This is a genomic window from Roseateles sp. NT4 (genome assembly GCF_051857475.1).
Classification (GTDB): Bacteria; Pseudomonadota; Gammaproteobacteria; order Burkholderiales; family Burkholderiaceae_C; genus Pelomonas.
The window spans coordinates 427,573-453,722 of record NZ_JBPZGZ010000001.1 but is presented as its reverse complement, the minus strand read 5'-3'; the positions used below and the strand labels follow the sequence as shown (position 1 = coordinate 453,722).

Sequence of the window (26,150 nt, the reverse complement as noted above, 5' to 3'; positions counted from 1 at the left end):
GGTCAGTGCACCAGCACCCCTTGCGTCTGAGCCACGCTCACCGTCACCTCGATGCCGGCCGTGAAGCGCAGGAAATCGGACTCCATGCCGTCCGAGAAGATGACGCCGTTCTCGGGCATTCTGGAGCGCAGCCGCAGCGCAGCCGCCTTCGTCACCTGGCCATGGACCAGGCCGGCCTGGGTACGCTGGGTCAGGAAAGGCTCGCGCACGGCGAAGGTCAGGTGGTCGGTGTCCCAGTCCATGGGCCGGTACTCGCCGGCATTGCTGGCGCCGCACGCACCTGCCAGCGCCATCGATCCCGTCATCACGCTCTTCAACCAGGCCGTGGAACCGAGGCCGGTCGAGACGATGACGCCCGACGACGACTGCTGCTCCTGCCGGTCGCCCAGGGCGATGTCGTACAGCGCCGAGGTGTGGCTGCGAGGCCCGATGAAGAGGTCATTGACCGCGCGCAGGGTCTGGCCGTCGGACAGGCGCGCCTGGGCCATGGTCACCGCCCTGGTGGGCCGCCGCCCTCGCGCCACATCCCTGAGCAAGGCGTCGAGATGCGAGGGCTCGAAGGGCAGCAGCGAGCCGTCCCAGCGCCGGGGCTCGGGATTCACGCCGATCAGCGGTTGGCCTTCCAGGTACTTCATCGTGTTGGCCACCAGGCCATCCTGGCCCAGAGCTATCACGATGTCGTCCGGCGCGAACACGAAGTTCGGCAGCAGGGCCCGGTCCAGCACCTGGTGCCGCCCCCAGTCCCGCAACGTGGCGCAGAGCTGATGCAGGCTCTCGCCATAGGCCAGGTTCTCCTGCACATAGTCCGTGAAGTCGGCACCCAGGTGCTCGATGTAGAAGCGCGCCTGGCCCAGGGTGTGGTACTTCGCGACCAGCTCTTCCAGCCGGGTCTTGCGCGTCACCAGCACGACCTTGCGTTCATTGGCTGCGGCCACGCGCGCCTCCCTCCGCCCCCAGCAGCGCCTGCAGCAGCTCCGGCGCCATATTGAACTGGCCGATGCGCTCGGCGTTCTCGGCGATGCCGCCAAAGGCCTGGGCGATCAGCTGGGCCGGCTGCATGCCCACCGCCGCCAGCGCCTGCACCACGCGCGTGTCCGCCTGGCTGAGCGCCGTCATGACGCTGGCGACGCGGTGAGCCTCGGCCTCGGCCAGGGTGCGGCTGTTGGCCGCCTGGCCGGTAACGAAGGCCTTGCGGCTTTCCTCCAGCTCGATGTCGGCGTCCATCTGCTCGGCGCGCAGGCCGTTGTCCTTGCGCATCAAGGCCGCCTTGGCCTCCAGCTTGGTCTCGCTGATCTCGCGGCGCTTGTGCTCGACGGCGATCTCGGTGTCCAACTCATTCTGGCGGATGGCGCGTTCCTTCTCCACGGCCGACATGCGGCGCGAGTAGACCGCGTCGTCGGCTGCGCGCAGATTGGACTCGCGCGCCTCGGCCTCCAGCGCCCGGGCGATATCCGGCGTCGGCTTCACGCTGAGGATGGACACGCCGAGGATCTCCAGGCCCAGCGCCTGGATCTCCGGCTGCACGCCCAGTTCGCGCTGGGCCGTGCGTGCGATGAGGGCCGAGGAGCGCAGCGCCTGCTTGAGGTCCAGGGCCTGCACGGCCTGCTGCACGATGACCTCGGCCTGCTGGGCAACGCGGTCGGCCAGGCGGGCCGGATCCTCGGACGCATAGGTCTTGCCGTCGGCGCGCAGCGAGAAGTCCATCAGGGCTGCCGTGCGCTGCGGCTCGCTGATGCGATAGGTCACCTGGCCCTGCACGGTGACGCTCTGGAAGTCCGAGGTCACCAGGTCCAGCATGAAGGGCCGGTCGTGGCTGGCCACGGGCACGGCGACCAGGGTTGTCGTCGGCGCGTAGTAGTAGAAGGACAGCCCCGCGCCCTGGCGCGCGAGCTTGCCGCCCCGGAACTGCATCAGATGCGTGGTGGGCTGGGACTTGATGAAGCGAATGCCGAACATGGCCTTTCCTCTCGTTGATAAGTTGTTCAATACATCTTTATAAGGTGTACAGTACAACCAACATCCGAGAACGTCAAGAGGCCAGCGATCCATGGCGAGCAAGGCAAGCAGCAAGGCCGCGGTGCCCGGCAACGACTTTCCCCGCCCCTACACGACGGTGGACGTCGTCATCTTCACGGTGCTGAAGGACGCGCTGAAGGTGCTGCTGGTGCAGCGCCCCTCCGACACGGCCGAGCCCCATCCCGGCCTGTGGGCCCTGCCCGGCGGCTTCGTCAACGTCGACCTGGACGAGGACCTGCTGGCCTGCGCACGGCGCAAGCTGCTGCAGAAGACCGGCGTCGACTCACCCTATCTGGAGCAGCTGGGCAGCTGGGGCAGCGCCAGGCGCGACCCGCGAGGCTGGTCGGCTACGCATGCCTATTTCGCCCTCATTCCCGCGCGCGACCTCGAACTGGCCAAGGGTGCCAATGCGGCCGACGTGGCCTGGTTCGACGTCGACGAACTGCTGCCCGCGCCCGGCCTGGCCTTCGACCACTCGGACATCCTGCAGACGGCCGTCGAGCGCCTGCGCAGCAAGGTCGAATACACCTCGCTGCCGGCGTTCCTGCTGCCCGAACGCTTCACCCTGCCCCAGCTGCAGCGCACCTATGAAGTCGTGCTCGGCCGGCCCGTCGACAAGAGCGGCTTTCGCACGCGCATGATGGCGGCCGATTTCCTGGAAGAGGTGGGCTTCGTCGAGAGCGACTCCAACCGGCCGCCCATGGGCTACCGCCTGAAGGACCGCACGAGCCCCGTGCTCTTCCCGCGCACCTTCAGCCCGCGCCAGAAAGGCTGACCGCCATGAAGCAGATCCGCGCCCTCCACGCCGACATCACGACGCTGGCCGTCGACGCCATCGTCAACGCCGCCAACTCATCGCTGCTGGGCGGCGGCGGTGTCGACGGCGCCATCCACCGCGCTGCCGGCCCCGAGCTGCTCGATGCCTGCCGCAAGCTGAACGGCTGCAAGACCGGGCAGGCCAGGATCACGCCGGGCTTTCGCCTGCCCGCCGCGCACATCATCCATACCGTGGGGCCCGTCTGGCATGGTGGCGGCCGAGGTGAGGAGGCCCTGCTGCGCAGTTGCTACACCGCCTGTCTGAGCATCGCGAGGGATCAAGGCCTGAAGTCGGTGGCCTTCCCCAGCATCAGCACGGGCGCCTACGGTTATCCCATTCAAAGCGCCGCCCAGGTCGCCGTGCAATGCGTCCAGCAATGGCTGCGCGACAACGAGCTTCCGTCGGAGGTGAGCTTCTGCTGTTTTTCCGAGCGGGATCTGGCGGTCTACCGCGCCGCACTGGACGCTGCCAACCTTGCACAATGACCGCATGAGCAAGTCATCACGCTGGACATCCCACTGGGCGCTGCTGGGCTATGCCGTGTTGGCCGGCTTTGGCCTGGTTCTGGGCGCCAGCGCCTACAGCAGCCACCAAAGCCGGCAGCGGGAGGTTCGCCAGAGCGTTGCGTCGGTGGAGGTCCAGCATCTGGCGGCGCGCATCGACCTGGCGCCCCAGCTGCCGTTGAAGTCCATCGGCGGCATGCGGGGTCGCGGCTATACGACCGTCATCGACTTGCGCCCGGACGGCGAAGACGCCGAGGAACCCGCGTCGACGGACATGGCCGCGCGCGCCAAGGCATCGGGGATCAAGTTCCACTACGTGCCGGTGCCTCATGGCGACATCCCCGAAGCCGCCGTCGACCAGCTGCGCCAGGCCTTGGCGCAAACCGAGGGCGAACAGGTGCTGCTGTATTGCCGCAGCGGCCGACGCGCCGCCCGCACCTGGGCCCTCGTGGAGTCCGGCAGGCCCGGTGGCCTGTCCGTGCCGCAGATCCTGGAGGCGGTGAAGGCCGCAGGCCAGGACGCCACGGACCTGCGCGAACGCCTCGAAGCCAATCTGGCCCGCCGCGCCAGCAGCGTCAGCGCCTCATGATCGACGCTATCGAGCCCACCCCGTCGACACCCACCCGGGCTGTCGCACGCACCCTGTGGCAGACCCTGGGGACGTGGATCGTCCGCCTCTTCATCGTCAGCGCAGGGCTGTTCGTCGGCGCCATCGTCGGGCTCTTCGTCGCCCTGCTCACGGGCCTGATCCAGTTCAGCTGCTAGCCGGTGGCCCCGCCGGGCCGCAGCCATTGCTTCAGCTCGAAGGCCAGGATGATGGGGCCCGAGGCCAGCAGCGGCACCAGCAGATAGAACAGACGCCACACCAGCAAGGCCGCCATCACGGCCACGGCAGGCACATCGGGCATCAGCGCGATGAAGACCGCCTCCATGACGCCCATGCCGCCGGGCACCTGGGACAGCAGGCTCACGCAGAAGGCGATCAGGAAGGCGCCCAGCACCGTGGTGTAGCCGGGGTTGCCCTCGCTGGGCAGCACGAAGTAGATGATGCCGGCGGCCGCCACCAGCTCGAGCGGCCCAGCGACGATCTGCTGCAGCACGACGCCGGGTTTGGGATAGCGCAACTGGAAGCGGCCGATCTGCAGCGGCTTCAGGCCCAGGAAGGCTGCACCCACGTAGGCCGCGCATAGAACCAGCATCACGAAGCCGATGCCGCGCACGCCCGCGTCCGTCAGCCACTGCTGCGGCAGCCGCGCCAGCAGCGGTGCGGCCAGCTGGGGATCCCAGGCCAGAGCGCCGCCCAGCAGCAGCAAAGCCCCCAGGCCGAAGGTGAAGGAGCAGAACGAGATCAGCGCCGCCACCTCAAGCTTACTGAGACCCTGCGAGGCATAGGCCCGCAGCCGCACGGCGCCGCCTGACACCACCGAGGCGCCGATGTTGTGCCCCAGCGCATAGGACACGAAGGAGCACAGGAAGCTGAACGGCACCGACACCTTGGACTGCTTGCCCAGATGCCGCAGCGCGATACGGTCATACCAGCCCAGGGCCGCATAGGCGCCCAGTGCAGACAACGCGGCCAGCAGATAGTCCTGCCAGGCGATCAGGGCCAGCTTTTCGCAGATGACCTGGGTGATGACCTGCACGTCGCTGGCAAACGGGCCGTCGTCCAGCATGGCCCTGACGATGGGGTCGGCCGACGCCTCCGCCCGCAGTTTTCCTTCCAGCAGCACCAGCGAGAACCCCACCGATGCCAGGGCCACCAGGGGCCACATCCATGCCAGCAAATGCTGCGACCAGGCCTTGCGCGCGCCCGGCATTGAGCTGTCTTCCAAACCCGCCTCCCTCTTTTGGCGGGCGAGCTTAGCAGCGACCTTCGGAATCCACTTCGGCACCTCTGGCCGCTGGCTTGCACACGCTGTCCGGTCCAGCACGGCAATTTCGTCAGTGCAATTGAGGACGAATGCGATGGCTCGCCAGGGCTCACCCCGATGAGCGTGCCCGTGCGACGCAAATAATGGCCTGAACGGCGTCAGCGTTCCTCGTGCGAGAGGCTCGACATGCTCCACTTCCTGCCGGTACGGGTTCCCGATGTCGCTGTCTGCCGATGACATCGCTGCGCTGAGCCGACTGCTCGACATCGGGCAGGCCCTGCCGGCCAGCGAACTGGAGGCCTGGCTGAACAGCTTGCCGGCCGAACAGCAGGCGCTGGTGCCCCATCTGCGACGCATGCTGGCGCCGGACGCGGCGCACGACAGCCAGTTGATCTCGACATTGCCTCCCCTCGGTGACACGGCCTTGCCCGAGCCGGCCGAGGCCGCGGCGGGCGCGCTGATCGGCCCCTACCGCCTGCTCGCGGAGATCGGGCGCGGCGGCATGGGCAGCGTCTGGCGGGCGGCGCGGGTCGACGGCATCTTCGAGCGCGAAGTGGCGGTGAAGCTGCCACGGCTGAGCAAGGGCCCGCGCCTGGCCGAGCGCATGGCCCGCGAGCGGCAGATCGGAGCCTCGCTCGAACACCCTCACATCGCCCGCCTGTACGACGCCGGCATTGACGCCGGCGGCCGGCCCTACCTCGTGATGGAGCTGGTACAGGGCGTCGATCTCATCAGCTACGCCAATCATCAGGCGTTGACGGCGCCAGCACGGCTGCGGCTGATGCTGCAGGTCTGCGCTGCCGTGGCCCACGCCCACCGGCTGCTGGTCGTTCATCGCGACATCAAGCCGTCCAACCTGCTGGTCGATGCGCGCGGCGAGGTCAAGCTGCTCGACTTCGGCATCGCCAAGTTGCTCGATGGCGCCATGGGCCAACCCACGGCAACGGTGTCGGACGAAAGCGGTCGCACCCACACGCCGCGCTATGCCGCGCCCGAGCAATTGCAGGGAGCCCCGGTCACGACCGCGATGGACATCCATTCGCTCGGTGTCGTGCTGCACGAGCTGCTGACCGGCCGCCTGCCTTCGGCGGCCGATCCTGCCGACCCGGACGAGATGGGGCCCGATCTGGCCCTGGTGGTCGCCCGCGCCTCGCATGCCGATCCGGCGCAGCGCTACAGCTCGGCCGAACGGCTGGCCGACGACCTGCAGCGCATGCTGGAGCGGCGCCCGGTTCTGGCCGGCCCGACATCGCTGGCTCATCGTGTCGGGCTGTTTGCCGCACGCCATCGCGCCGGCCTGGCGGCGATTCTGGTCTTCATCGGCATGGTCGCCACGGGTGGCGCCTTGCTGATGCACCAGCACGCCCAGGAGACGCTGCAAGCCCAGCGCGCGCAGCAGGCGCGGAACTTCCTGCTCGATCTGATGGAAGACGCGGAGCCGGCCGCCGGCCAGGCTTCAGGCCCGGTGACCGGCCTGCAGATGCTGAACAGCGCCCTGGACCGCGCCCGCCGCGGCTTCGACGGCCAGCCGGCCCTGCGGGGCAATGTGCTGGTCCAGCTCGGCCATATGTTCAAGGTGCTGGACCAGCCCGATCAGTCCCTGGCAGTGCTGCGCGAGGCGCACCAACTGCTGGCGCAGTCGGTCGACATCGACGATCCGACCCTGCATGTCGCCGAAGCCCAGCTGGCCATCGCTTTCAGTGAGCACGATGAGCCTGACGCTCCCCGGCAGGCCAGGTCCTGGGCCAACACCGCGCTTGAGGGCTGCGGCGCCGACACGGCCTTGTGCGCCAAGGCGCGCGCCTATGCCCACGACGTGCTGCGCAACCTGGCCAATGCCAGCGGCGACACGACGCAGGCCTTGCTGCACGCCAGGCTCGCCGTGCAAGCCTACCAGCGCGGCTTCGGCAGCGAACATTCCGAGACGGCGTTGGCCTGGCGCAACCAGGCCATCATCCAGCGCAACCAGGGCGCCCTGCGGGATGCCGCGGACTCCATCACCAACGCCAGCCGTATCGCCGCGAGCGCCCCCTTGCGCGCGAACGATCTGCTAGATCTTCGGATGAAGCAGGCCTTGCTGCAGACCGACCTGGGCGCTTATGCCCCGGCCCGCGCCGCGCTTGAAGCCCTGCTGGCCGAGCATCCGCCCACGCCTGCCCGAGTGGAGCAGTCGCGCATGTTGGCCCAGGTGCTGCTCGCGCAGGGGCTGCTGCCGGCCGCCGAAGCAGCAGCTGACGCCGCAGCCCGCGACGCGCAGGGTGCGCAGCTCGAATGGGACCGGGTCATGGCGGTGCAGACCCGCGCCATCGCGCGTTCGGCGCTCGGAAGGCACGCGGACGCGCAGCGCGACATCGCTGCAGCGCTCACGGGCCTGCAGCAGCTCGGCCTGCCGGCCGAAAGCGTGCCGCAGCAACGGGCCCGACGCTTCGCCGCCGAGATCGCCTTGCGCGCGGGTCAATTCGATGCCGCGGCGGCGATGGCCAAGCCCCTTCTGCCGCTGGCCGGCATCCACCGCGCCCAGGTGCTGGTGCTGCAAGGCGTGCTGGCCCGTCAAAGCGGCGATGCCGGCGGCGCCGTGGCGCTGCACACCCAGGCCGCGGCCCTGCTCGCTGCCGAATTGCCACGCGACCACCCGCTGAGGCTGCGCACTGCGCTGGAGCTGGCCCTTGCGCAGTGGCTGGCAGGCGGCGCCGGCGACCGCAGCGCGCTGTCGGCCGCGCGTGCGGACTATGTGCGCGCCTGGCCTCAGGGCTCGGCGTGGAAAGACGTTCCCGATGCGCAGACGGCCACGTCGGCCGCCTGGCAGCGGGTGGTGCTGTGAACCCAAGGAGGACGTGATGAAGACTGCCAGGAAACCGATGCTGCTGCGCATGGCGGCGATGACCATGGTCGCCACGCTGGCGTGGGCGGGACAAGCGGCGGCCCAGCCAACACCCCCTGTCCCGCCGCTGCCGCCGGCCTCGGGCGCTTCCGCCCCCGATGCTTCAGAGCTGATCTGCGAACGCCGGCCCCAGGTGTGCGAGGCCCTGCACCGGGCCAACCAGGCCTTGCTCGATGCGGCAGAGGCCAATCACAAGGGGCAGTACATCTGCACATCGCTGAACCATCCGCCGGCCTGCAGCACGACCCCGCCCAAGGCCTATGTAACGCCCAGGGGCAACTCACCCTATGGCAACCCGGGGGACGTCGCCGAAGGCAGGCGGCTGCTGGACTGGTATTTCAAGAACCTGACCTGCGAAGCGCTGTGCAAATCCAAGCAGGACCCACGTGCCTGCAAGATCACCTGCAGCAGGGGCGGTGACATCAGCGGCTTGCCGGAAGCGGGTGATTCGACGGGCAAGCCCAGCAAGCCCAAGCCATAGCACGGCAGCGCGGGCGCGGCCCGGTTTCGCGGGTGGTTATCCTGCCGCCCCATGTACGCGACCTTCTTCGGCTTGAAACAAGCGCCGTTCTCGATCGCGCCGGATCCTCATTACCTGTTCATGAGCGAGCGCCACCGCGAGGCGCTGGCCCATCTGCTGTACGGGCTGGACGGCGGGGGCGGCTTCGTGCTGCTCACCGGCGAGATCGGCGCGGGCAAGACCACGGTCTGCCGCTGCTTCCTGGAACAGATCCCGGCGAATTGCAACGTCGCCTACATCTTCAACCCCCAGCTCACCGTCACCGAGCTGCTGGAGGCCATCTGCGACGAGTTCCACGTGGCGGTGCCGGCCGGCGCGCAGACGGTGAAGGACTTCGTCGACCCGCTGAACGCCTTCCTGCTGGCCCAGCACGCGACCGGCCGCAACAATGTCCTCATCATCGACGAGGCCCAGAACCTGTCGGCCAGCGTGCTGGAGCAGCTGCGCCTGCTGACCAACCTGGAGACGTCGGAGCGCAAGCTGCTGCAGGTGGTGCTGATCGGCCAGCCCGAACTGCGCGACATGCTGGCCCGGCCCGAGCTGGAACAGCTGGCCCAGCGCGTCATCGCCCGCTTCCACCTAAGCGCCTTGTCCGAGGAAGAGACGACCCAGTACATCCGCCACCGCATGACCGTGGCCGGCCTCGGCGGCGCCCTGCCCTTCGACCGCGCCGCGCTGAAGCTCATCCACCAGCTCACCCGCGGCGTGCCGCGCCGCATCAACCTGCTCTGCGACCGCGCCCTGCTGGGCGCCTATGCCGGCGGCCAGGCGCAGATCAACCCGGCCATCGTGCGCCAGGCCGGGGCCGAGGTCTTCGACGCGCGACTCGCACCGTCCCGCCGCAGGCGCAAGCGCCGGACCGACCCTGTCGGCATCGGCCTGGTGGTGCTGGCCGCCGCGCTCGCGGGTGCCGGCCTGACCTGGGCCTGGCAACAGCAATCCCAGCCCGCACGCGGCATCAGCACGGCAGCGGCTGCTGCGGCGTCCGCCCCGGCCCGCGTGGCGCCCGCTGCCAGTGCCGCCTCGGCGCCGGCCTCGGCCGCCAGCAGCGCCGCGCCGGCACCCGAACCCCTGCAACTGGCCGACTGGGCGCCACGAGACGACGACGCCTGGAGTGGCCTGGCCCAGCGCTGGGGCCTGCCGCTGCCGCCCCAGGGCGACGCGTGCAGCGCGGCCGCGCAGCGTGGCCTGCAGTGCTATCGCAGCAACAGCGGCAGCCTGTCGCTGATCCGCCTGATCGACCGCCCCGTGCTGCTGACGCTGCAGCGCCCCGGCCAGCCCCAGGTTCTGGCTGCGCTGGTCGGGCTGGATGGGCAACAGGCCACGCTGCTGGTGGACGGCAAGCCACGCCGCGTCGCCGTCAGCGAACTGGCGAGCGCCTGGCGCGGCGAGTTCACCACCTTCTGGCGGGTGCCGCCGGGCTATGCCAACCGGGCAGACAACAGCGGCCCGCTGCGCAACTGGCTGGCCGAGCAGATGACCCATCTGCCGGGCAACGCAGCCTCGGCGCCGCGAAGCCTGGCGGAGCTGACACGCCAGGTCCAGGCCTTCCAGGCCAGCCAGGGCCTGCAGCCCGACGGCCGCATCGGCCCCATCACGCTGATGCAGATCAACCGGGCCACCGACGTGGCCGAGCCGCGCCTGGATGCGGCGCGCTGACCCCGAGAATCGATCACCCGAAAGCCATGTCCTACATCCTCGACGCCCTGCGCCGTGCCGAAGCCGATCGCGAACGCGAGCGCGGCCAGGTGCCGGGCCTGCACACCCAGCCCCAGCCGGTGGACGACGCCCGAGGCGCCGCCCAGCGCCGCTGGCTGCCCTGGGCCGGCGCCGGGCTGCTGCTGCTCGCCGGCATTGGCGCCGGCAGCTGGTGGGCCAGCGGCCAGCGCGACGCCGCCGCACAACTGCCATCACTCCCGCCCGCACCCGCGCCCCAGATCGCAGCCGCGCCAGCGCCGGCGCCCGCCCCGGCAGCCAGCGCGGTGTTGCCCCAGCCCGCGGCATCGACCTCGCCCTATCTGCCTCCAGCTCCACCGCCGGTTGCGATGGCTCCGGCAACTGCACCGGTCGTCGCCGCCAAGCCGGCAGCAACGCCGGCGCCCGCGGCCGAGGCTCCCATCCCGAGGCTCGCCGAGCTGCCCGAGAGCACGCGCCGCGAACTGCCCAAGCTGGCCATCAGCGGCTCGGTCTATTCGGACAACCCGGCCAGCCGCTTCGTCATGATCAATGGCGAGGTGATGCGCGAAGGCGCGACGCTGGGGCCCGACCTGGTGCTGGAACAGATCGGTCCGCGCGAACTGGTGCTGCGCTTCAAGGGCCAGCGTTTCCGCCAGCCGGTCTGAGGCCTGTTCGAGTTCAGTCGGCCTCCTACACACCCGGCCCTCTCGCCGGGCCACACTGATCGCGTCGCAACCGACCCTGCGAGGTCATCATGAGAACTGTCCTCGAAGCCTTGCTGGGCGGCATGCTCGCAGCGCTTGCCGTTGCTGGCGCCCATGCGCAGCCCGCATCTCCGGCTGCATCGTCGGCGTCGGCAGCAGCGCCGATGACGGCGGCTTCCAGGCAGGTGCCGGCACGCAATCCCGCCATCACGGCGGCCGAAAACGCCAAGGAGCCCGGCAACCAGCGCCCCGAGGAAAGGGTGGTACCGCAGATCACCATCCCCATCAAGCCGCGCAACATCGCCCTGCCCGCCGCGACGGCGGCTTCCGCACCGGCCGCCGGCTTGGCCGGGCGTGTCAACGAAGGCGCGGCACGCTGCGTGGCGCTGGGCAACGTGGCCGACCGGGCCGACTGCGAACGCAGATTGGCGGCGTCGGCACCGGGGAAATGAAGCGACCGCCGGCCGCTAGTCGCCCCATTTGCCGATGTACTTCTTGTAGTTCTCCAACCAGGCATTGGAGCCAAAGCCACCCTCGCTCTGATGCGTGATCGCGAGCGGCCAGGTGGCCAGCCACAGGCCAGCCGCGCGGGCCGCGCGGCAAAAGTCCATGTCGTAGAAGTGGAAGTCGAATTGCTCGTCGAAACCCACCCGCTTCTCGCGCAGCAGGTCGCGCCGGGTCGCGATCAGCACGCCGTCCAGCAGCTCGCAACTGGCGGGCACGGGACCGAAGAAGGAGAGCTTGCCGAAGGGATTGGGGCCATGGGCGACCGTGCCACTGAGATTGCTGCGCTCGTCCCATTCGAACTTGATCGTCGGGAAAGCCCAGGACGGCTGACCCGGCACCCGCCGGCGGTTGCCCGCCACGCCCACGATGTCGACCGCCTGCACGGCCGCCGAGACGTGCTCGCAGAAGAAGTAGTCGTCCAGCCAGACGTCGTCGTGGATGAAGACGAGCACCGGCGACGCGTCCTCGGCGGCGATGCGCTCGTTGTAGAGGGCCGGCAGGCCGCGGCTGTTCTCGAAATAGATGCGCGGCTTCAGGCGATCGTCGTGGGCCAGGCGCTGCAATGACAGGCCGAGGGCCGAGCGACTCCAGAATTCCTGGGCCGTGAGCCGGGTGCCGCAGATGAGATCGATCATGGAAGCTTGGTCGGTTCAGCGGAGATAGAGGGCCAGGGTGTCGCAGGGCGTGTCGCGCACCGGCGGGCACGGCGCGGTGCGGCGGGGGTTGTTCAGCGCATAGGACAGCTCGCGCGGGTGGTGCCAGCGCTCGTAGTAGCGCCGCGACAGGTATGCCTGCTCGGCCAGCAGTTCCGGCGTCACCGCTTTCAGCGCACGGATGAAATCGTCCGGCGTCTCCCACCACAGCGCCTCCTGGTAGACCAGGTCGCGCGTGGAGTGCAGCGTGGACAGGCTGCTTTGCTGGATCAGCACCGGCAGGCCGGCGCCCTGGGTCTCGACCAGGCCCTTGGCGCCCTGCACCGGGAAGGACGAGATGCAGAGGTCGATGGGACTGTCGCGCAGCCAGTGCCACAGGCTGGGCACCGGCGGCTGGTGCTGGAAGCGCGAGGCCTCCACGCCGGCGGCGTCCAGGCGTTCGCGGAAGTTCTGCAGCTCCTCGGGCGGCAACTGCCCGATGTGCACATGGGCGCCGCCCACCTCGGTCAGGCGCCGCAGCAGCACGTCGAAATAGGCGTAGCGCCCCGGCGCGAGGAACTTGTTGGACGAACCATGCGCACAGGTCAGCAACTGGCCGTCGCGCATGAACTCATGGCCCTGGCGCCCACCCTGGTCCGGCGAGACCAGCGGCCAGTAGACCTGGTTGCTGACGCCCAGGTGGTGGCGGCATTTGTGGTGGGACAGCTGGGTGCAGTCCACATGCAGGGCGTGGGGCAGGTAGACGCCCAGCGCCATGTCGTGATCGGCATGGTGGAAATAGGCCATCTCGCGCGCCACGCCCGGCTGGGCGGCCGCCACGGCGGCGACGTCGTAGTGGTGGTGGAACAGCGTCAGCAGCCCGGGCTTGAGCGCGGCCAGCTGCAGCTGCAGCCAGCGCAGCTTGTCGGGCAGCGACAGCGCCGGCGCGGCCAGCACCTGCACGGGCTGCGCCATGTCGCGGTTGAAGCGGTCCAGCGGCAGCGTGCGGTCGTGCAGGTTGGTGACCAGCACCACGTGGGTCAGGTCCGGCCGGGCGCGGATCACGTCCTTCAGCGCCAGCGTGTGGCCGCCCTGCCCGTCGTAGACCTCGGTGGTCACGTGCACGGCCAGGTGGTCGTTGTAGGCCGTCGACGGCGACTGGCCGAGCTGTCGCGCGGAGATCTCGCCGGCAGCAAGGCAGAAGCGGTCCATCTCCAGCGAGCCGAACACCAGGCCCCGTGCGCGCGGATCGTTGATCATCGCGATGACGAGGTTGCTGATCTCCAGCAGCATCTGCGGCCATTCACCGGCCACTTGATGCGCCTCTAGGCGCTTCACCAGGTCCAGGAAATTGAGCTGGGTCATGTCGTCAGGCGTCGAATTCAAAACGGTCGGTGCCCTGCGCCCAGCCCTGGACGACATGCTCCGGATAGCCGCGCACGAAGCGGTGGCGCCAGGGGTAGGCGCGCTGGCGCATGTCGCCCTTGACGCGCAGGTCGCTGGCCTTGCACATGCGCTTGGCCGGCGCGCCGGAGACGAGGGAGTCCTCCGGCATGTCCTGCCCCACCAGCGCGTGGGCGGCGATGAAGCTGCCGCGGCCGATGGTCACGCCCGGCAGCAGCGTCGCCTTGACCGCGACCACGACATAGTCCTCCAGCGTCACGCCCAACAGCTCGTTGCTGGGCGGGTTGGGGTCGTTGGTCAGCAGCACGCCGGGGAAGAGCCAGACGAAGTCGCCGATGACGGACTGCTGGCCAATGGTGACGGAGCTTTGCGTGCGCACATGGTGACCGACGCGGCAGTGGCCCTGGATGTCGGCCAGCGTGCCGATCTGGAAGCCCTGGCCGGCCTCGGTGAGTTCACGCACGGTCACGCGGTGGCCGGTGACCAGCCCGGTGCCGAAGCGCGAGCCGGCATAGAAGACGCTGTGCGAGCGGATCACGGCGCCGGCGCCGATGACCAGGGGCCGGCCCTGCGCCAGCGGCGTGGGATAGCCAATCTCGCAATGGCCGTCGATGCGGCTGCCGTCGCCGATCTCGACGTCGTCGTGCACGATCGTGAACGGCCCGATGGACACGTCGCTGCCGAGGCGCGCTTTAGGCGACACGAGGGCGGTGGGATGGATCATGCCGTGCTCCCCGCGTCGACCGTCAGCGTGGTGCCGTTGATCATGGCGCCGCCCTCGCCCATCAGGAAGGTGACGCTGTCGGCCACCGCCTCGACGGTAGCCAGCTTGCCGGACGGGCTGCGGCGCTTGATGGACGCCAGCTTGTCGCCCTGCAAGCCCTTGGTCATCTCCGTCTCCAGATAGCCGGGCGCCACGCAGTTGACGTTGATATTGGCCTTGCCCAGCTCGCGCGACAGCGACTTGGTGAAGCCGATCAGGCCGGCCTTGGTGGCGGCGTAGACCGACAGGCCGCTGAAGCCGGTCGAACCGATGATGGAAGAGATGTTGACGATGCGCCCGCCGCGGCCCAGCAGCATGGAGCGCGACACGTATTTGGTCAGCACGATGGGCGACTGCAGGTTGACCTGCAGCGCCTGGGCGATGTCCAGCTCGTGCATGGTGGCCAGCACGCCGTCGGCGCCGATGGCGGCGTTGTTGACCAGGCCGTAGATGCGGCCATGGCGGCGCGTGAGGTCGCCGACCCACTCGTGCATGGCTTCGGTGCGGCTGAGGTCGAACAGCTCTTCATGGGCATCGCCGGACTCGCAGAGCCGCGTCAGTTCCTCGCTGCCCTGGCGCGCCACCGCGATGACGCGAAAGCCCTGCGCCACCAATTTCTGGCTGATGGCCAGCCCCAAGCCACGGCGTGCGCCGGTGACGATCACGTTCTTTTTTGGGTCCGTCATGCGGTCCTCGACATTTTTCCGGCGGCATTGACCGCGATGCCCTGCGCCAGCACCACGAAGGCCGGTACCTTGAAAGCCTCGATCCGGCCGCGGCAATGTGCCATCACGCGCTTCTTGAGGTCGGCGTCCAGCACCGCGCCTTCGGCCGGCAGCACCGCCGCCTCCACCAGGCTGCCCAGCACGGCGCTGGCCCGGGCCCGCACCTGCACGAAGGCGATCTCGGGCAGCTCCAGGATGACGGCTTCGACCTCCTCGGGCATGACCTTGTTGCCGCCGACATTGATCGAGCCATTGGCGCGGCCAAGGAAGTAAAGACGGTCACCCTGCGGCCGCACGATGTCGCCGCTGTCCACCCAGTCGGGTGAGCGCGGCGGGCGCAGCCAGAGGTGCTGGTCGTCGCCCACGCGCAGCTCGATGTCCAGCGCGCCGGGGTTCAGGTAGCTGGCGGGGAAGCCCGCCTGCCCATCGCGCACCGCAAAGCCGACGCCGGCCTCTGTCGACGCGTAGATGTGGGTGATGCGGGCCGTGGGGAAGCGCCGGGCCAGCAGGTCCAGTACCGCTTGGTCGACGATCTCGCCGCCGAGCGTGATCTGGCGCAGCGTGAGGCCATCGGATGGCGGCAGCATGGCCAGCTTGCGCCACATCGACGGCGTGGCCGACAGTGCGCTGCAGCCCAGCTGCGCCAAGGCTTCCAGCCGAGACCCGAGGTCCATGTCGTCCTCGGTCAGGATCAGCGGCGAGCCTTCCCACCACGATTGCAGGAACACCTGCAGGCCGGCGAAGCGTCGCAGGCTGTAGAGGCTGGCCCACACCAGCGGCTCCTGCTGTGCACGGCGACGCACCGTGCGTGTCAGCGACGCCTGGGTATGGGCGATGAGCTTGGGCGTGCCGGTAGTGCCGGAGGTGGGCAGCAACCATTCGGTGGTGACGTCGGCGTGCGGCTGCCACGGTGCATCGCCCGTTGAGACCAGGCCCAGGCCCTGTGCATCGAGCACCACGTCGACCGGCGCCAGCCGCAGCCTCTCGGCGCGCGCCGCTTCGCCCTCTTCCGCGGGCAGCAGCACCAGGGCCTGCGCCAGGCCGTCCAAGGCCAGCAGCGCCAGCAGGAATTCCAGCACCGGCATGTCGCCCAGGGCCACCCGCTTGCCGCGCCAGGCCTCGGCGTCGACGCGCGCCAGGGCGCCCCGCAGTGCACCGGCCGTGATGCGCTCCCCCGACGTGGTCAGCCAGACCAGCGCGTCAGCGGGCGCGGCCTGCAGCCGCTCGGCCAGGCAGGTCATTTCGGCGCGTAGCGCTCGTAGATGTCGACGAACTCGCCGAGGGTGCGCGGATAGACCGGCTCCGTCATCCTGACGAAGGGGTCGTAACCCAGCGTCTCCTCCAGGCGCGCCACCAGGATGGCAAAGCCCAGCGAATCCAGGCCGGACTCCAGCAGCAGCGTGTCGTCCGTCATCGTGGCCACGACCTGGGCACCGCGGCTGTCGGCCGACTCGGCCAGCGCGGCCAGGATCTCGGATCGCAAAGTGTTCATTCCGTCACTCGGTTCAGGTTCAAGGGCAGCATCCAGCAGCTTCGCGGAACAGTCTAGTGGCCCGGCCGCCCGCCAAAACCGGGAAATGGCGGGCATCTGCGGCGCCCGGCGAATCACCGGCTCCCCCGGCGAAACGGTCGGCGGCGAGAACAATCGCCGCCCGCACCCCGTTTTCGACGCTTCAGAAACCGGCCTGCGCCGTCTAATGTCGAGGTCTGATTCCAGGGACCTCCGCCCATGCACGTCGCCATCGCTCCCCTTGTGCGCATGCCCAAGCCTCCGTCGCTGGGCGGCATCGAGTCGAACGTCGACCCGACCCTGCTGCGTGCCAAACCGCACGGGCTGATGGTGGAGTACACCTCGCGCTGCAATCTGCGTTGCAAATATTGCAGCAAATCCAATCCCGGCGACGACCAGATCCCCGGCCGGGACATGGACATGGAAGCGGCCACCATCGAGCAGACGCTGGCCATGATTGCCCGCGAGCGCTTCTCGGAGCTGCTGCTGGCCGGCACCGGCGAATCGACCTTCCACAAGGACTGGGTGCAGGACCTGCCTCGGCTGATTGCCGCCGGCAAGGCCGCCAACCCGGCCGCCTTCATCCACATCAACAGCAATTTCGCGCTGAAGTACGGTGATGCGGAGCTGGCGGTACTGGCCCAGCTGGACGGCATCATGATCTCCATCGACACGGCCGACCGCGAGCTGACGCGCACCGTGCGCAGCAAGTCCGACCTGTCACTGATCGTCTACAACATCTTGCGTCTGAAGACCTGGTGCACGACCCATGGTGTGCGCATGCCGCGCCTGACGGTCAACGCCACCGTCTACGCCGAGGCGGCGCGCGGCTCCTACGACCTGGCCGTGATGCTGTCGGAGCTGCCGGTGCAGCACGTGTCCTTCTCCGACCTGATCGAGTTCGAAGCCGTGTCGATCAACGACATCAAGCCCATCGGCATCGAAGACCGCGCGCTCTTCGCGGAGTCGGTGCAGACGCTGCAGAAGGCCATCAACTTCGCGCAGGCCACCAAGGCCTACACGCTGTCGGTGCAGCCACACCTGATCGAGCGCATCAACAAGCTGGTGGCGCAGCTGAACCAGACCGATGCCGCGGGCGCGCCCGTCACTGTCTCGCCGCCCGCTGGCCGCCTCACGAAGATGTGCACGCAGCCCTGGACACGCTTCACGATCGCTGCCAATGGCTCGATCTACCCCTGCTGCGTGACCGACATGCAGCCGGTCGGCAACATCCATCGCGAAGGCGAAGGCATCGACGGGCCGGACATCCGGGCTTTCCGCCAGAACCTGCTCGAAGGCAATGCGCCGCCGGTTTGCCAGGGCTGCTCCAACGCGGCCGACTGCTCCACGAGCGAGCTGGAGCAGACGGTGCGCGCCATCCTGGTTCCGGCGAGCTGAACGGCCATCGCCAGGGTCAGGCCTCAGCCGCGAGGAGCCGCCTGCTCGATCGCATCGAGTGCGGCGATGCCTGGATAGCTTGGCAGCGTGGGGAAACGACCGCGGTGGTAGCAGTCCCAGTAGCTCGTGGCCCGTCGCCTGGTCGTCGCCATGAATGCCGGGTTCTCCGCCGCGAACTCGGCCAGGCTGCCAGTGCTTCCGACGGCGATCGCTTCGGCAATCACCTCGACGATCTCGATGACGTATTCGCCGAGGAGCTGAACGACGAACGGCGCGACCCAAGGTCAGTCCGTCGTGATGACCTGCCGCAGGCATTCCTCGCGAACGCGGCCATCGCAGTGCCTTGTGCCCAGACTGAGCGCCAGGGTTCGGGTATCGCCGGTTGAGCTGGCGATCACCGACCGAAGCTGGTTCGGCGGGCAGTAAACCCGATAGGGTGCAGAGAGCGCCTCTCCTTGCACGAGGACCTTGAACCCTTGATGTGAGGGTGCAAGGTCGGCGGCGGGAAGTACATGCAGCAACGCCGATGCGGCAGCTTGCAGCGCGGCGGGGAAAGCGGGTGGGTATGCCATCAACGCAGCCAGATTCGAACCTCGTCGGTCGCCGACGATCGCGCCTGGCTGCGGGGCCAACGCTCCGCGCAGGGGTCGATGCTAGATGAAGTTCACCGCAGTGAGTCGATATAGCTGACCAGCTGTCCGATGTCGGCGCAGCCCGCCACCTTCTCCAGGTCGAGCTGCACGCCGAAGGCGGACTCGATCTCCAGCATCAGCAGGGTGTGCGACAGCGAGTCCCAGCCCGGCACATCGATGGCCGTCATCTGCGGCTCGATCTGGATGCTGGCGTCCATGAAGACATCGCGCATCAGCGCCTGCAGGCGCTCCAGGGTGGTGGTGCTCATGGCTTGTTCTCGTTCAGGTATTTTTCGCGATTGCCCCAGCGCGACATCTTGCCGCTGGTGGTCTTGATCAGCCACTTGGGCGGCACCACGATGGCCTTGGCGATCAGCAGGCCGGTGACCTGCTGGATGGCGATCTTGATGTCGCGGGCTATTCGCGCGTAGTCCTCTTCCGGGCGCTCGGACTCGGCAATCACGTGCACGCTCTCGCTGCCCATGGCTGCATTGGGCACGGCCAGGGCGACGACGCGGCCGGCCTTGACGCCTGCCACATCGCTGGCGACTTCCTCCACGTCATGGGCGTAGTAGTTCTTGCCGTTGACGATGATGAGGTCCTTCTTGCGGCCGGTGATGTAGAGCACGCCCTGGTGCATCGCTCCCAGGTCGCCGCTCAGATAGTCCTCGCCCTTCAGCGCCGCGGCGGTGAGCTCAGGCTCGCGGTAGTAGCCCGAGAACATGTACGGCGTGCAGATGGCGATCTCGCCGACCCGGCCTTCGGGCAGCGGCTGGCCGTCGTCGCCGAGGATGCGCACGCGCGCACCGTGCAGCGGCGGGCCGACCGGCATGACGCGCTCGTCCAGAGGGTCGTCGCTGGGCTCCAGCCGGCCCTGCTGCAGGCCCGCGCGCGAGACGCGCAAGGGCTGAAGCACCTCACCGGGCGTGGTCTGCGTGACGGCAAACACGGTCTCGGCCATCGCATAGCAGACCTGCAGCTGGCCGGCCTTCACGCCATGGGCCGCGAAGCGCTTCTCGAAGGCCTCGAAGGCCTCTGGCTTGCAGGGCTCGGAGCAGTTGATGAAGGCCTTGACCGAGGACAGGTCGATTTCCATGCCCGCCGGCTGGGGTGCCCGCGACAGGAAATGAAAGGCAAAGTTGGGCAGCCAGCACAGCGTGCCGCGGTGCTCGGTGATGGCGGCCAGCAGCGTCCACGGCGCGGCGACCCACTCGAAGGGGTCGAGCAGCACCAGCGGCGTGCCGGTGACCAGGGGCGTCAGGAAGCTGGAGATCAGCCCCATGTCGTGATACAGCGGCAGCCAGCTGACGATCACATCCTTCGCATCCAGGCGCAGCGACTGCGCATAGCGGGCGATCTGGTCCAGGATGGCGCGATGCGACAGGGCCACGCCCTTGTGGCCGCCGGTGGTGCCGGAGCTGTGCTGCAGCAGCGCGATGGCCTCGGTGTCGGGCAGCGGCGGCGTTGCCGGCGTGAAGTGCCGATGCAGCACGTCGGTCGACAGCACCTTGGCCCGGGACTGGTCCACCAGCGCCGCCACCTGGGCGGCGTTCTCCGGTGACGTCACCAGCACGCCGCCTTCGATGCGCTGGCATTGATGCACCAGCGCCTTCCAGTAGTGCGCCGGATCCTGCTTGTCGCCCAGCGGCGCGACATAGGACGGGATGTAGCCGCCCAGCATGGCGCCGATGAAGGAATGGATCAGGTCCTCGCCCAGGTTCAGCAGGATGAAGACATTGGCGCCCGGGCGCACGCCCAGGGCCTGGTAGGCGCCGCAGTACTGGCGCGCCTGGTCCAGCAGTTCGGTGTAGGTGATGGCGCGCTCTTCGCTGCCGCGCTTGCGGATGCGGGCGAAGACCTTGTCGGCATCCCGTTCAGCCCAGGCCTGCACGGCCTCGGGGATGGAGTGAAAGGCTGGCATGCTCATGGAATGTGGAGGTCGGCGGGCAAGGCAGCCAGCAACTGCGCGGCGGCTTCGGCGCGATGGCCGTGCAGGGCCTGCACCACCGCGATCGCTGCCATGGCCCAGGGTTGCTGGGGCGCGCGCAGGCGGATGAGGTTGCAGAGATTCAGCGCCGTCGCGTCGTCCTGGCGCGCTATGGCCGCGACGGCCTCACGCAGGCCCTCCGCCATGCCGGGCGCCTGCAGGGCGGCGGCATAGCGCTCGTAGAACGCCACCGTGTCCAGCGACAGATAGCCGCCGAACAAGGGGTAGCGGTGCTCGGGCGTCAGCCAGGCGATGCCGAAATGACGCAGCACGGAGGGGTGCACAGGCACCTCGGTACCGGCCAGCGAATGGTTGTAGCCCTCCCAGGTCGGCCAGCCGAACGGCGGTTGGCCGAGCTTGGCCAGCACCTGGTTGCAGAGCTCGATCATGACCACGTCGGTCGGGTGGTCGGGCGTGAAGAAGAGGCGCTGCGTCAGCATGTGCTGCTGCAGGAAGCCACCGATCCTGACGTCGGTGCTGAGGTCGTAGCGCTGCCACTTCTGCACTTCCATGTCGCGCAGGCGTTGCAGGTCCAGCTTGGTCGCTAGGTCGAGAGCCGCATAGTCCGCCGCGGCCTGGGCCGGCGCCACGCCCTGGCGCAACTGGGCGATCAGGTGGCGGTCGCCATAGGGAAAGCGCCAACCGACCGGCTCGTTGGGCTTGTCAAAGCCATAGGGCCACAGGAAGGAACAGGTCAGCAGCGGGATGCAGACGCGGGTGGCGTCGATGGCCGGCTTGTCCAGGAAAACCGGCGTGCCGAAGGCCTCCTGGTAGATCAGGGCCTCGCAGCGCGCCAGTTGGTCATCGGTGGGCTGCTCCTGCAGCCAGGCCTTGAGCACGACGAACTCGTGGCCCCGCAGCCCCGGATGCTGGCGCAGCAGGCGACCCAGCGCCTCGCCCTGGCAGTTTGCGTAGATGCAGACGACGGGCTTCACGCTCAGACGCGCCGGATCACCGCTGCCACACGCTCCACATCCTCGGCCGTCAGATAGGGCGCCATCGGCAGGCTCAGCACTTCATGCTGCAGCCTCTCGGCAATCGGCAGGGCCGGCCAGGACTCGCCGGCATAGGCGGGCTGCAGATGGCAGGCCAGCGGGTAGTGCACCAGATGGCCAATGCCTTCGGCCGTCAGCGCGGCCTGCACGGCAGCGCGGCGCGGTGTGCGGATGACGAAGAGATGCCAGACCGGCTCGGCACCCTCTGCCACTTCGGGCAGCACGACGTCGGCACCCTGCAGGGCCTGCAGATAGGCCGCGGCGACACGGCGGCGGGCGGCGTTGTCTTCGTCCAGGGACGGCAGCTTGGCGCGCAGCACCGCGGCTTGCATCTCGTCCAGGCGCGAGTTCACGCCCTGCACTTCGTGGCGGTATTTCTGCGTCGAGCCGTAATTGCGCAGCAGGCGCAGCTTGTCGGCCAGCGCGTCGTCGTTGGTCGTGATGGCGCCGCCATCACCGAGGGCGCCGAGGTTCTTGCCGGGGTAGAAGCTGAAGCCGGCCGCGTCGCCGATCGAACCGGCGCGTTGGCCCTGCCAGCGCGCGCCGTGGGCCTGGGCGGCGTCCTCGATGACCTTCAGCCGATGGCGGGCCGCCACGGCCTGGATGGCGCCCATCTCGCAGGGCTGGCCATAAAGGTGGACAGGCATGACGGCCTTGGTCCGCGGCGTGACGGCCGCTTCGATCAGGCCCGGGTCCATGTTGTGCGTGCCCGGCCGCGGCTCCACCGGCACCGGTGTCGCACCGACGGCCGACACGGCCAGCCAGGTCGCAATGAAGGTGTTGGACGGCACGATGACCTCGTCGCCGGCACCGACGCCATAGGCGCGCAGGATCAGCACCAGGGCATCCAGGCCGTCAGCCACGCCGATGCAGTGCTTGACCTCGCAACAGGCCGCGAACTCGCGTTCGAAGGCCTGCACCTCGGCGCCGAGGATGTACCAGCCCGAGTCCAGCACGCGGGCGATGCCGGCGCGGATGGCCTCGTCATGGGCGCCGTTGAGGCGCTTCAGGTCGAGGAAGGGGATGCTCACTTGGCTCCCCAGCGGTCGCGCATGAACTCGGCGTAATCGCGGTGGTAGTCCGCCTCGTCGTACTTGGTCGACGCCAGCACCATGCAGACCGAGGCCGACGAGAAGTTGTCGAGCTCGCGCCAGATCATGGGGCAGATGTAGAGGCCCTGGTAGCTGCGGTTCAGGTGGACGCGCTTCTTGTCCTTGCCGTCGTCCAGCACCACGTCGAAGCTGCCCGACATCGCGATGATGAATTGGTGCAGGTTCTTGTGGGCATGGCCGCCGCGCTCGCTGCCGCCCGGCACGTCGTAGAGGTAGTAGACGCGCTGGATGTCGAAGGGCACATGCACGCCGCCTTCGATGAAGGTCAGGTTGCCGCGCGGGTCGTGGATCTTGGGAAGGTCGAAGATCTGGCAGCGGTCGATGGACATGTCTTGGGTCAGTGCTCTGCTGGAGTTAGCGCAAGGGTGCGGCGACACCGCGGCCCATGGACCAGATCAGCGCAACGATCTGCTGCGCATCGAACATGGCGTTCACATGGGCGACACGCATCGAATAGTAGTCGCCCTCGGCGGCCATCACGTCGAAGAGGGAACGGCGACCGAGCTGCTGCCACTGCTGCAGCGTCGAGGCGCGCACGCGGTCGCTGTTGCGCAGGATCTCAACGATACGCCGCGCGCGGTCCAGCGTGGAGACGCCGACCTCGTTCATCTCCAGCAGGCGGTAGCGCTTGGCCTCGATGGCCTCGTCGCGCTGCAGCACGGTGGCCCGATAGCGCTGCACGGCAGCACTCGCCTGGGCGTGGGCACCGGGCTGCAGGATGGGGATGGTGACGGACACGCCGGCGCCGATGTCGGTCTGGCGCGCATCGTTGGGACCGCCGCTGCGCAGGATGGCGCTGGCGCTGCCGGTCAGGCTGACCGTCGGCTTCTGCCCGGCGATGACGGATTCGGCAAAGCTGCGCTGCGAGCGCGCCTGGGCCTCGGCCTGGGCGACGTCGGCGCCAAGCAGGATGTCGCTCTGCATCTGTTCCAGGTCGGGCATGACCGACAGCTGGGCCGTCATGCCGATGCTGGGCGGCAGGGGCTCGCCCACCAGGCGGCGCATGCGCACCTCGGTCTGGCGCAGGGCCGACATGGTCTGCTCCAGCGACAGGTCGGCCTGCTGCAGGCTCTTCTGGGCCTGCACCAGCTCACTGGCGCGGCCGCGGTCGGCCTTGGTGATGATCTCCAGCGCATCGACCAGGCAGGCCATCTTGCGCACGTACTGCGTGTAGACCTGGCCCTGCAGCACATAGCGGCTGCGGTCCAGGGCCAGCGTGACGACGTTCAGCGACAGCTGCTCCTCGGCGCTGCGCTGGCCTTGCTGGGCCACTTCGGCGAGTTCCTTGCGCCATTCGGTCAGCTTGGCGATGCGACCGAAGTCCCAGAGCGGCATGCCGGCGCTCAGCGTGGTGCTGAGCTGACCGCCGCGGCCGACGGTCGCGCCGCCCACCGTCTGGTTGATGCCGGTGGTGCCGATGCTCAGCGTCGCCGTCGGCAGGCTCATCGCGCGCGTCTCCTCGAGGTCGGAGCGGGCAGCGTCGGTCAGCAGGCGCACGGCCCCAAGGGCCTTGCTGCGCGACAGCGTCGTGTCGATCAGCGTCTGCAGGGCGGCGCGCGGGTCGCCGCTCTGGACTTCCAGGGCGCTCATGTCGCGGCCCAGGCGGGACAAGCCGGCATCGTCCTCGTTGCAGCGGCCCTGGCCGGCCGGGGCCTCGGCCACCGGCGCAGGTGGCGGCGCGGCGGTCTTGGCCGGTCGTGATTGCGCGAGCGCGAGGGAGCCGAAGGCGGCAAAGCCCAGGGCGACGAGGGGACGGAGCAGGTACAGCATGGCTCCGTTACTAGACCATTCGCACCCCCTGTCCAAAGCCCGGAAAAGCGTGGGCGGGAGCGCGGTTTTCGTCGGTGAAGCGGCCTCAGCCGCCAGGGCTGACCGGCCTGGGGAGCGGAAGTTAGGGGGGCGCCGAGTCGCCAACCGGACTGCACACGCAGTTCGCCCTGCCTACCGTCGCTTCACGGCGCCAACTGTCGAGCGCCGGCTTCCAACCGGAGACACCTCATGAACCCGATCTCAAACTGTCCCGCGCCGCGTGTGCTGGGCGTCTGTTTCGTCGCGGCCCTGGCGTTGAGCGCCTGCGGCGGGGGTGGCAGCGACTCTGCCCCGGCACCAGCACCGGCACCCGCGCCAGCCCCGATGCCCGAGGACACCCGGCCGCAGGACGCGCGCAGCTTCACGCCGGTGGTGGAAACCGGCTTCCCGGCCCTCGCGGGTGCGGCAGACACCGACCGCTGGGTGGGCGTGCTGAACGGCTCGGCCTACCGCATCGAGGTGCCCAAGACCGGTTGGAACGGGCAGCTCGTCATGTGGGCGCACGGCTATGCCGGTACCGGCGGCAGCCTCACGGTCGGCAACCCCATCATCCGGCGCTACCTAATCGCCAATGGCTACGCCTGGGCGGCGTCCAGCTATTCCAAAAACTACTACGACGTGAAGGCCGGTGTGGAGGACACGAACGCGCTGGCAAACAAGTTTGTCTCGCTGGCAGCTGCCAACGGCCGCACGCTGGCCGCGCCGAGCAAGATCTTCATCACCGGTGTCTCGATGGGCGGCCACATCACGGCAGCGGCCATCGAGGCGGAAGCGCAGGCCAATGCAGTGAACAAGGTCAAGTACAACGGCGCGGTGCCCATGTGCGGCGTGGTCGGCGACAACGAGCTGTTCAACTACTTCGCCGGCTACCAGCTGGCCGCTCAGCAACTGGCCGGCCTGCCCATGAGCAGCTTTCCGCAGGCCGACTTCGGGACAATAGCCCCGGCCATCCAGGCCACGCTCTGGACCACCTTCCCGACCCAGACCAACGCCATTGGCGACAAGCTCAAGAACATCGTCGCCTACCTCAGCGGTGGGCCGCGCCCCTTCTTCGCCGAAGGCTGGGCCAACGCCGGCAACCAGGGCAATATCTGGGCGTCCATTGGCGGCGACGGCACGATCAACGGCATCCTGACCGCCAACGTGCTCGACACCACCGCACTGACCTACAAGGTCGACGCGTCCAGCGCCAGCACCACCGCGCTGGACACGGCCTTCAACAACAGCATCTTCAAGATCAAGCCGGTAGCCGACGCCAACCGCCTGCGCCGCGACGGCCTGCGCTGGATTCCGCAGGTGGCCGGCGACTTCGGCGTGCCCGTCGTGACCCTGCACACGCTGGGTGACCTGTTCGTGCCTTTCAAGATGGAGCAGGTCTACGCCGCGCGGGCCAAGGCCAAGGGCAACGACAAATGGCTGGTGCAGCGCGCCATCCGAGACGTGGGCCATTGCGCCTTCACCGCCGCCGAAGCTGCCAAGGCTTTCGACGACATGGTCAAGTGGGAAGCCGGTGGCCCGAAGCCGGCGGGTGACGACGTGAGCACGGCGGCCACCGTGGCCCAGCCCAGTTACGGCTGCGCATACACGATCAACACCCCGAGCGCCGAGGATTACACGGCCCCGGCCAGCCGCGCGGCCTTCCAGGCGAACTACCCCGCCTGCCCCTGACAGGTGTGAACGGCGGCGG

Annotated in this window: 28 protein-coding genes; 11 read left to right on the top strand and 17 right to left on the bottom strand. The window is 68.7% G+C overall.

Annotated elements, in window-relative coordinates; all coding sequences use genetic code 11:
* Window positions 1–2: 2 nt before the first annotated feature.
* Window positions 3–935 (bottom strand): sugar kinase, encoded by a 933-nt coding sequence (locus ACS5PN_RS02135; RefSeq protein ID WP_439462298.1) that lies wholly within the window; start codon window positions 933–935, stop codon window positions 3–5.
* Complete coding sequence (locus ACS5PN_RS02130) at window positions 919–1,956, bottom strand: SPFH domain-containing protein (RefSeq protein ID WP_439462297.1); 1,038 nt, start codon at window positions 1,954–1,956, stop codon at window positions 919–921. Before ACS5PN_RS02130 ends, ACS5PN_RS02135 begins: the two co-directional genes overlap by 17 nt.
* 91 nt (window positions 1,957–2,047) lie before the next feature.
* Here ACS5PN_RS02130 and ACS5PN_RS02125 point away from each other — a divergent pair, with 91 nt between their 5' ends.
* Genes ACS5PN_RS02125 through ACS5PN_RS02110 form a run of 4 tightly spaced genes read left to right on the top strand, consistent with a single transcriptional unit; the run spans window position 2,048 to window position 4,101 of the window.
* A complete protein-coding gene (locus ACS5PN_RS02125) occupies window positions 2,048–2,791 on the top strand; it encodes an NUDIX hydrolase (RefSeq protein WP_439462296.1) in 744 nt (247 codons plus the stop codon).
* A 5-nt stretch (window positions 2,792–2,796) separates the two neighbouring features.
* Complete coding sequence (locus ACS5PN_RS02120; protein WP_439462295.1) at window positions 2,797–3,318, top strand: O-acetyl-ADP-ribose deacetylase; 522 nt, start codon at window positions 2,797–2,799, stop codon at window positions 3,316–3,318.
* Between the two features lie 4 nt (window positions 3,319–3,322).
* A complete protein-coding gene (locus ACS5PN_RS02115) occupies window positions 3,323–3,925 on the top strand; it encodes a TIGR01244 family sulfur transferase (protein ID WP_439462294.1) in 603 nt (200 codons plus the stop codon).
* The gene (locus ACS5PN_RS02110) at window positions 3,922–4,101 is read left to right on the top strand and encodes a hypothetical protein (RefSeq protein ID WP_439462293.1); all 180 of its coding nucleotides are present in this window, start codon (window positions 3,922–3,924) and stop codon (window positions 4,099–4,101) included. The genes ACS5PN_RS02115 and ACS5PN_RS02110 overlap by 4 nt, the downstream gene beginning before the upstream one ends.
* Here ACS5PN_RS02110 and ACS5PN_RS02105 read toward each other — a convergent pair.
* Window positions 4,098–5,168 carry a lysylphosphatidylglycerol synthase transmembrane domain-containing protein gene (locus ACS5PN_RS02105; RefSeq protein WP_439462292.1) on the bottom strand — a complete coding sequence of 357 codons (1,071 nt, stop codon included), beginning with the start codon at window positions 5,166–5,168 and terminating at the stop codon, window positions 4,098–4,100. The genes ACS5PN_RS02110 and ACS5PN_RS02105 overlap by 4 nt on opposite strands.
* A gap of 256 nt (window positions 5,169–5,424) precedes the next feature.
* Here ACS5PN_RS02105 and ACS5PN_RS02100 point away from each other — a divergent pair, with 256 nt between their 5' ends.
* From ACS5PN_RS02100 to ACS5PN_RS02080, 5 genes are all read left to right on the top strand, one after another.
* The gene (locus tag ACS5PN_RS02100; protein ID WP_439462291.1) at window positions 5,425–8,028 is read left to right on the top strand and encodes a protein kinase domain-containing protein; all 2,604 of its coding nucleotides are present in this window, start codon (window positions 5,425–5,427) and stop codon (window positions 8,026–8,028) included.
* A 16-nt stretch (window positions 8,029–8,044) separates the two neighbouring features.
* Window positions 8,045–8,569, top strand: a complete 525-nt coding sequence (locus tag ACS5PN_RS02095; RefSeq protein WP_439462290.1) for a hypothetical protein — start codon at window positions 8,045–8,047, stop codon at window positions 8,567–8,569.
* A gap of 51 nt (window positions 8,570–8,620) precedes the next feature.
* Window positions 8,621–10,267 (top strand): AAA family ATPase, encoded by a 1,647-nt coding sequence (locus ACS5PN_RS02090; RefSeq protein ID WP_439462289.1) that lies wholly within the window; start codon window positions 8,621–8,623, stop codon window positions 10,265–10,267.
* A gap of 26 nt (window positions 10,268–10,293) precedes the next feature.
* Window positions 10,294–10,950 (top strand): general secretion pathway protein GspB, encoded by a 657-nt coding sequence (locus tag ACS5PN_RS02085; protein ID WP_439462288.1) that lies wholly within the window; start codon window positions 10,294–10,296, stop codon window positions 10,948–10,950.
* 89 nt (window positions 10,951–11,039) lie between these two features.
* The gene (locus ACS5PN_RS02080) at window positions 11,040–11,441 is read left to right on the top strand and encodes a hypothetical protein (protein ID WP_439462287.1); all 402 of its coding nucleotides are present in this window, start codon (window positions 11,040–11,042) and stop codon (window positions 11,439–11,441) included.
* 15 nt (window positions 11,442–11,456) lie between these two features.
* Here the strand turns inward: ACS5PN_RS02080 and ACS5PN_RS02075 are convergent, their stop codons facing one another.
* Genes ACS5PN_RS02075 through ACS5PN_RS02050 form a run of 6 tightly spaced genes read right to left on the bottom strand, consistent with a single transcriptional unit; the run spans window position 11,457 to window position 16,512 of the window.
* Complete coding sequence (locus ACS5PN_RS02075; protein ID WP_439462286.1) at window positions 11,457–12,131, bottom strand: glycosyltransferase; 675 nt, start codon at window positions 12,129–12,131, stop codon at window positions 11,457–11,459.
* A 15-nt stretch (window positions 12,132–12,146) separates the two neighbouring features.
* The gene (locus tag ACS5PN_RS02070; RefSeq protein ID WP_439462285.1) at window positions 12,147–13,493 is read right to left on the bottom strand and encodes a hypothetical protein; all 1,347 of its coding nucleotides are present in this window, start codon (window positions 13,491–13,493) and stop codon (window positions 12,147–12,149) included.
* A gap of 4 nt (window positions 13,494–13,497) precedes the next feature.
* Window positions 13,498–14,256 (bottom strand): N-acetyltransferase, encoded by a 759-nt coding sequence (locus tag ACS5PN_RS02065; RefSeq protein WP_439462284.1) that lies wholly within the window; start codon window positions 14,254–14,256, stop codon window positions 13,498–13,500.
* Window positions 14,253–14,981 (bottom strand): SDR family oxidoreductase, encoded by a 729-nt coding sequence (locus ACS5PN_RS02060; RefSeq protein WP_439462283.1) that lies wholly within the window; start codon window positions 14,979–14,981, stop codon window positions 14,253–14,255. Before ACS5PN_RS02060 ends, ACS5PN_RS02065 begins: the two co-directional genes overlap by 4 nt.
* Window positions 14,978–16,261 (bottom strand): class I adenylate-forming enzyme family protein, encoded by a 1,284-nt coding sequence (locus ACS5PN_RS02055; protein ID WP_439462282.1) that lies wholly within the window; start codon window positions 16,259–16,261, stop codon window positions 14,978–14,980. The genes ACS5PN_RS02060 and ACS5PN_RS02055 overlap by 4 nt, the downstream gene beginning before the upstream one ends.
* Window positions 16,258–16,512 (bottom strand): acyl carrier protein, encoded by a 255-nt coding sequence (locus ACS5PN_RS02050; protein ID WP_439462281.1) that lies wholly within the window; start codon window positions 16,510–16,512, stop codon window positions 16,258–16,260. Before ACS5PN_RS02050 ends, ACS5PN_RS02055 begins: the two co-directional genes overlap by 4 nt.
* Window positions 16,513–16,749: 237 nt before the next feature.
* On the opposite strand from ACS5PN_RS02050, the gene ACS5PN_RS02045 reads away from it, so the two are divergent.
* The gene (locus tag ACS5PN_RS02045) at window positions 16,750–17,928 is read left to right on the top strand and encodes a radical SAM protein (protein ID WP_439462280.1); all 1,179 of its coding nucleotides are present in this window, start codon (window positions 16,750–16,752) and stop codon (window positions 17,926–17,928) included.
* A gap of 23 nt (window positions 17,929–17,951) precedes the next feature.
* On the opposite strand, the gene ACS5PN_RS02040 is transcribed toward ACS5PN_RS02045, so the two are convergent.
* The 8 genes from ACS5PN_RS02040 to ACS5PN_RS02005 all read right to left on the bottom strand — a co-directional run bounded on the left by ACS5PN_RS02040 (window position 17,952) and on the right by ACS5PN_RS02005 (window position 24,424).
* Window positions 17,952–18,152, bottom strand: coding sequence for a hypothetical protein (locus tag ACS5PN_RS02040; protein ID WP_439462279.1), 201 nt, complete (start codon window positions 18,150–18,152; stop codon window positions 17,952–17,954).
* A 60-nt stretch (window positions 18,153–18,212) separates the two neighbouring features.
* The gene (locus tag ACS5PN_RS02035) at window positions 18,213–18,500 is read right to left on the bottom strand and encodes a hypothetical protein (protein WP_439462278.1); all 288 of its coding nucleotides are present in this window, start codon (window positions 18,498–18,500) and stop codon (window positions 18,213–18,215) included.
* 92 nt (window positions 18,501–18,592) lie between these two features.
* Window positions 18,593–18,829, bottom strand: a complete 237-nt coding sequence (locus ACS5PN_RS02030; RefSeq protein ID WP_439462277.1) for an acyl carrier protein — start codon at window positions 18,827–18,829, stop codon at window positions 18,593–18,595.
* Window positions 18,826–20,487, bottom strand: a complete 1,662-nt coding sequence (locus tag ACS5PN_RS02025; protein WP_439462276.1) for an AMP-binding protein — start codon at window positions 20,485–20,487, stop codon at window positions 18,826–18,828. Before ACS5PN_RS02025 ends, ACS5PN_RS02030 begins: the two co-directional genes overlap by 4 nt.
* Window positions 20,484–21,482, bottom strand: a complete 999-nt coding sequence (locus tag ACS5PN_RS02020) for a WcbI family polysaccharide biosynthesis putative acetyltransferase (protein WP_439462275.1) — start codon at window positions 21,480–21,482, stop codon at window positions 20,484–20,486. The genes ACS5PN_RS02025 and ACS5PN_RS02020 overlap by 4 nt, the downstream gene beginning before the upstream one ends.
* Before the next feature lie 2 nt (window positions 21,483–21,484).
* On the bottom strand, window positions 21,485–22,573 hold the full coding sequence (locus ACS5PN_RS02015; protein WP_439462274.1) for a DegT/DnrJ/EryC1/StrS family aminotransferase: 1,089 nt from the start codon (window positions 22,571–22,573) through the stop codon (window positions 21,485–21,487).
* The gene (locus ACS5PN_RS02010) at window positions 22,570–22,983 is read right to left on the bottom strand and encodes a sugar 3,4-ketoisomerase (protein WP_439462273.1); all 414 of its coding nucleotides are present in this window, start codon (window positions 22,981–22,983) and stop codon (window positions 22,570–22,572) included. The genes ACS5PN_RS02015 and ACS5PN_RS02010 overlap by 4 nt, the downstream gene beginning before the upstream one ends.
* 25 nt (window positions 22,984–23,008) lie before the next feature.
* Entirely contained in the window at window positions 23,009–24,424 is a 1,416-nt protein-coding gene (locus tag ACS5PN_RS02005) for a TolC family protein (protein ID WP_439462272.1), read from the bottom strand.
* Window positions 24,425–24,652: 228 nt separating this feature from the next.
* Between ACS5PN_RS02005 and ACS5PN_RS02000 the strand changes: the two genes are divergently transcribed.
* A complete protein-coding gene (locus ACS5PN_RS02000) occupies window positions 24,653–26,131 on the top strand; it encodes an alpha/beta hydrolase (RefSeq protein WP_439462271.1) in 1,479 nt (492 codons plus the stop codon).
* Window positions 26,132–26,150 lie beyond the last annotated feature (19 nt).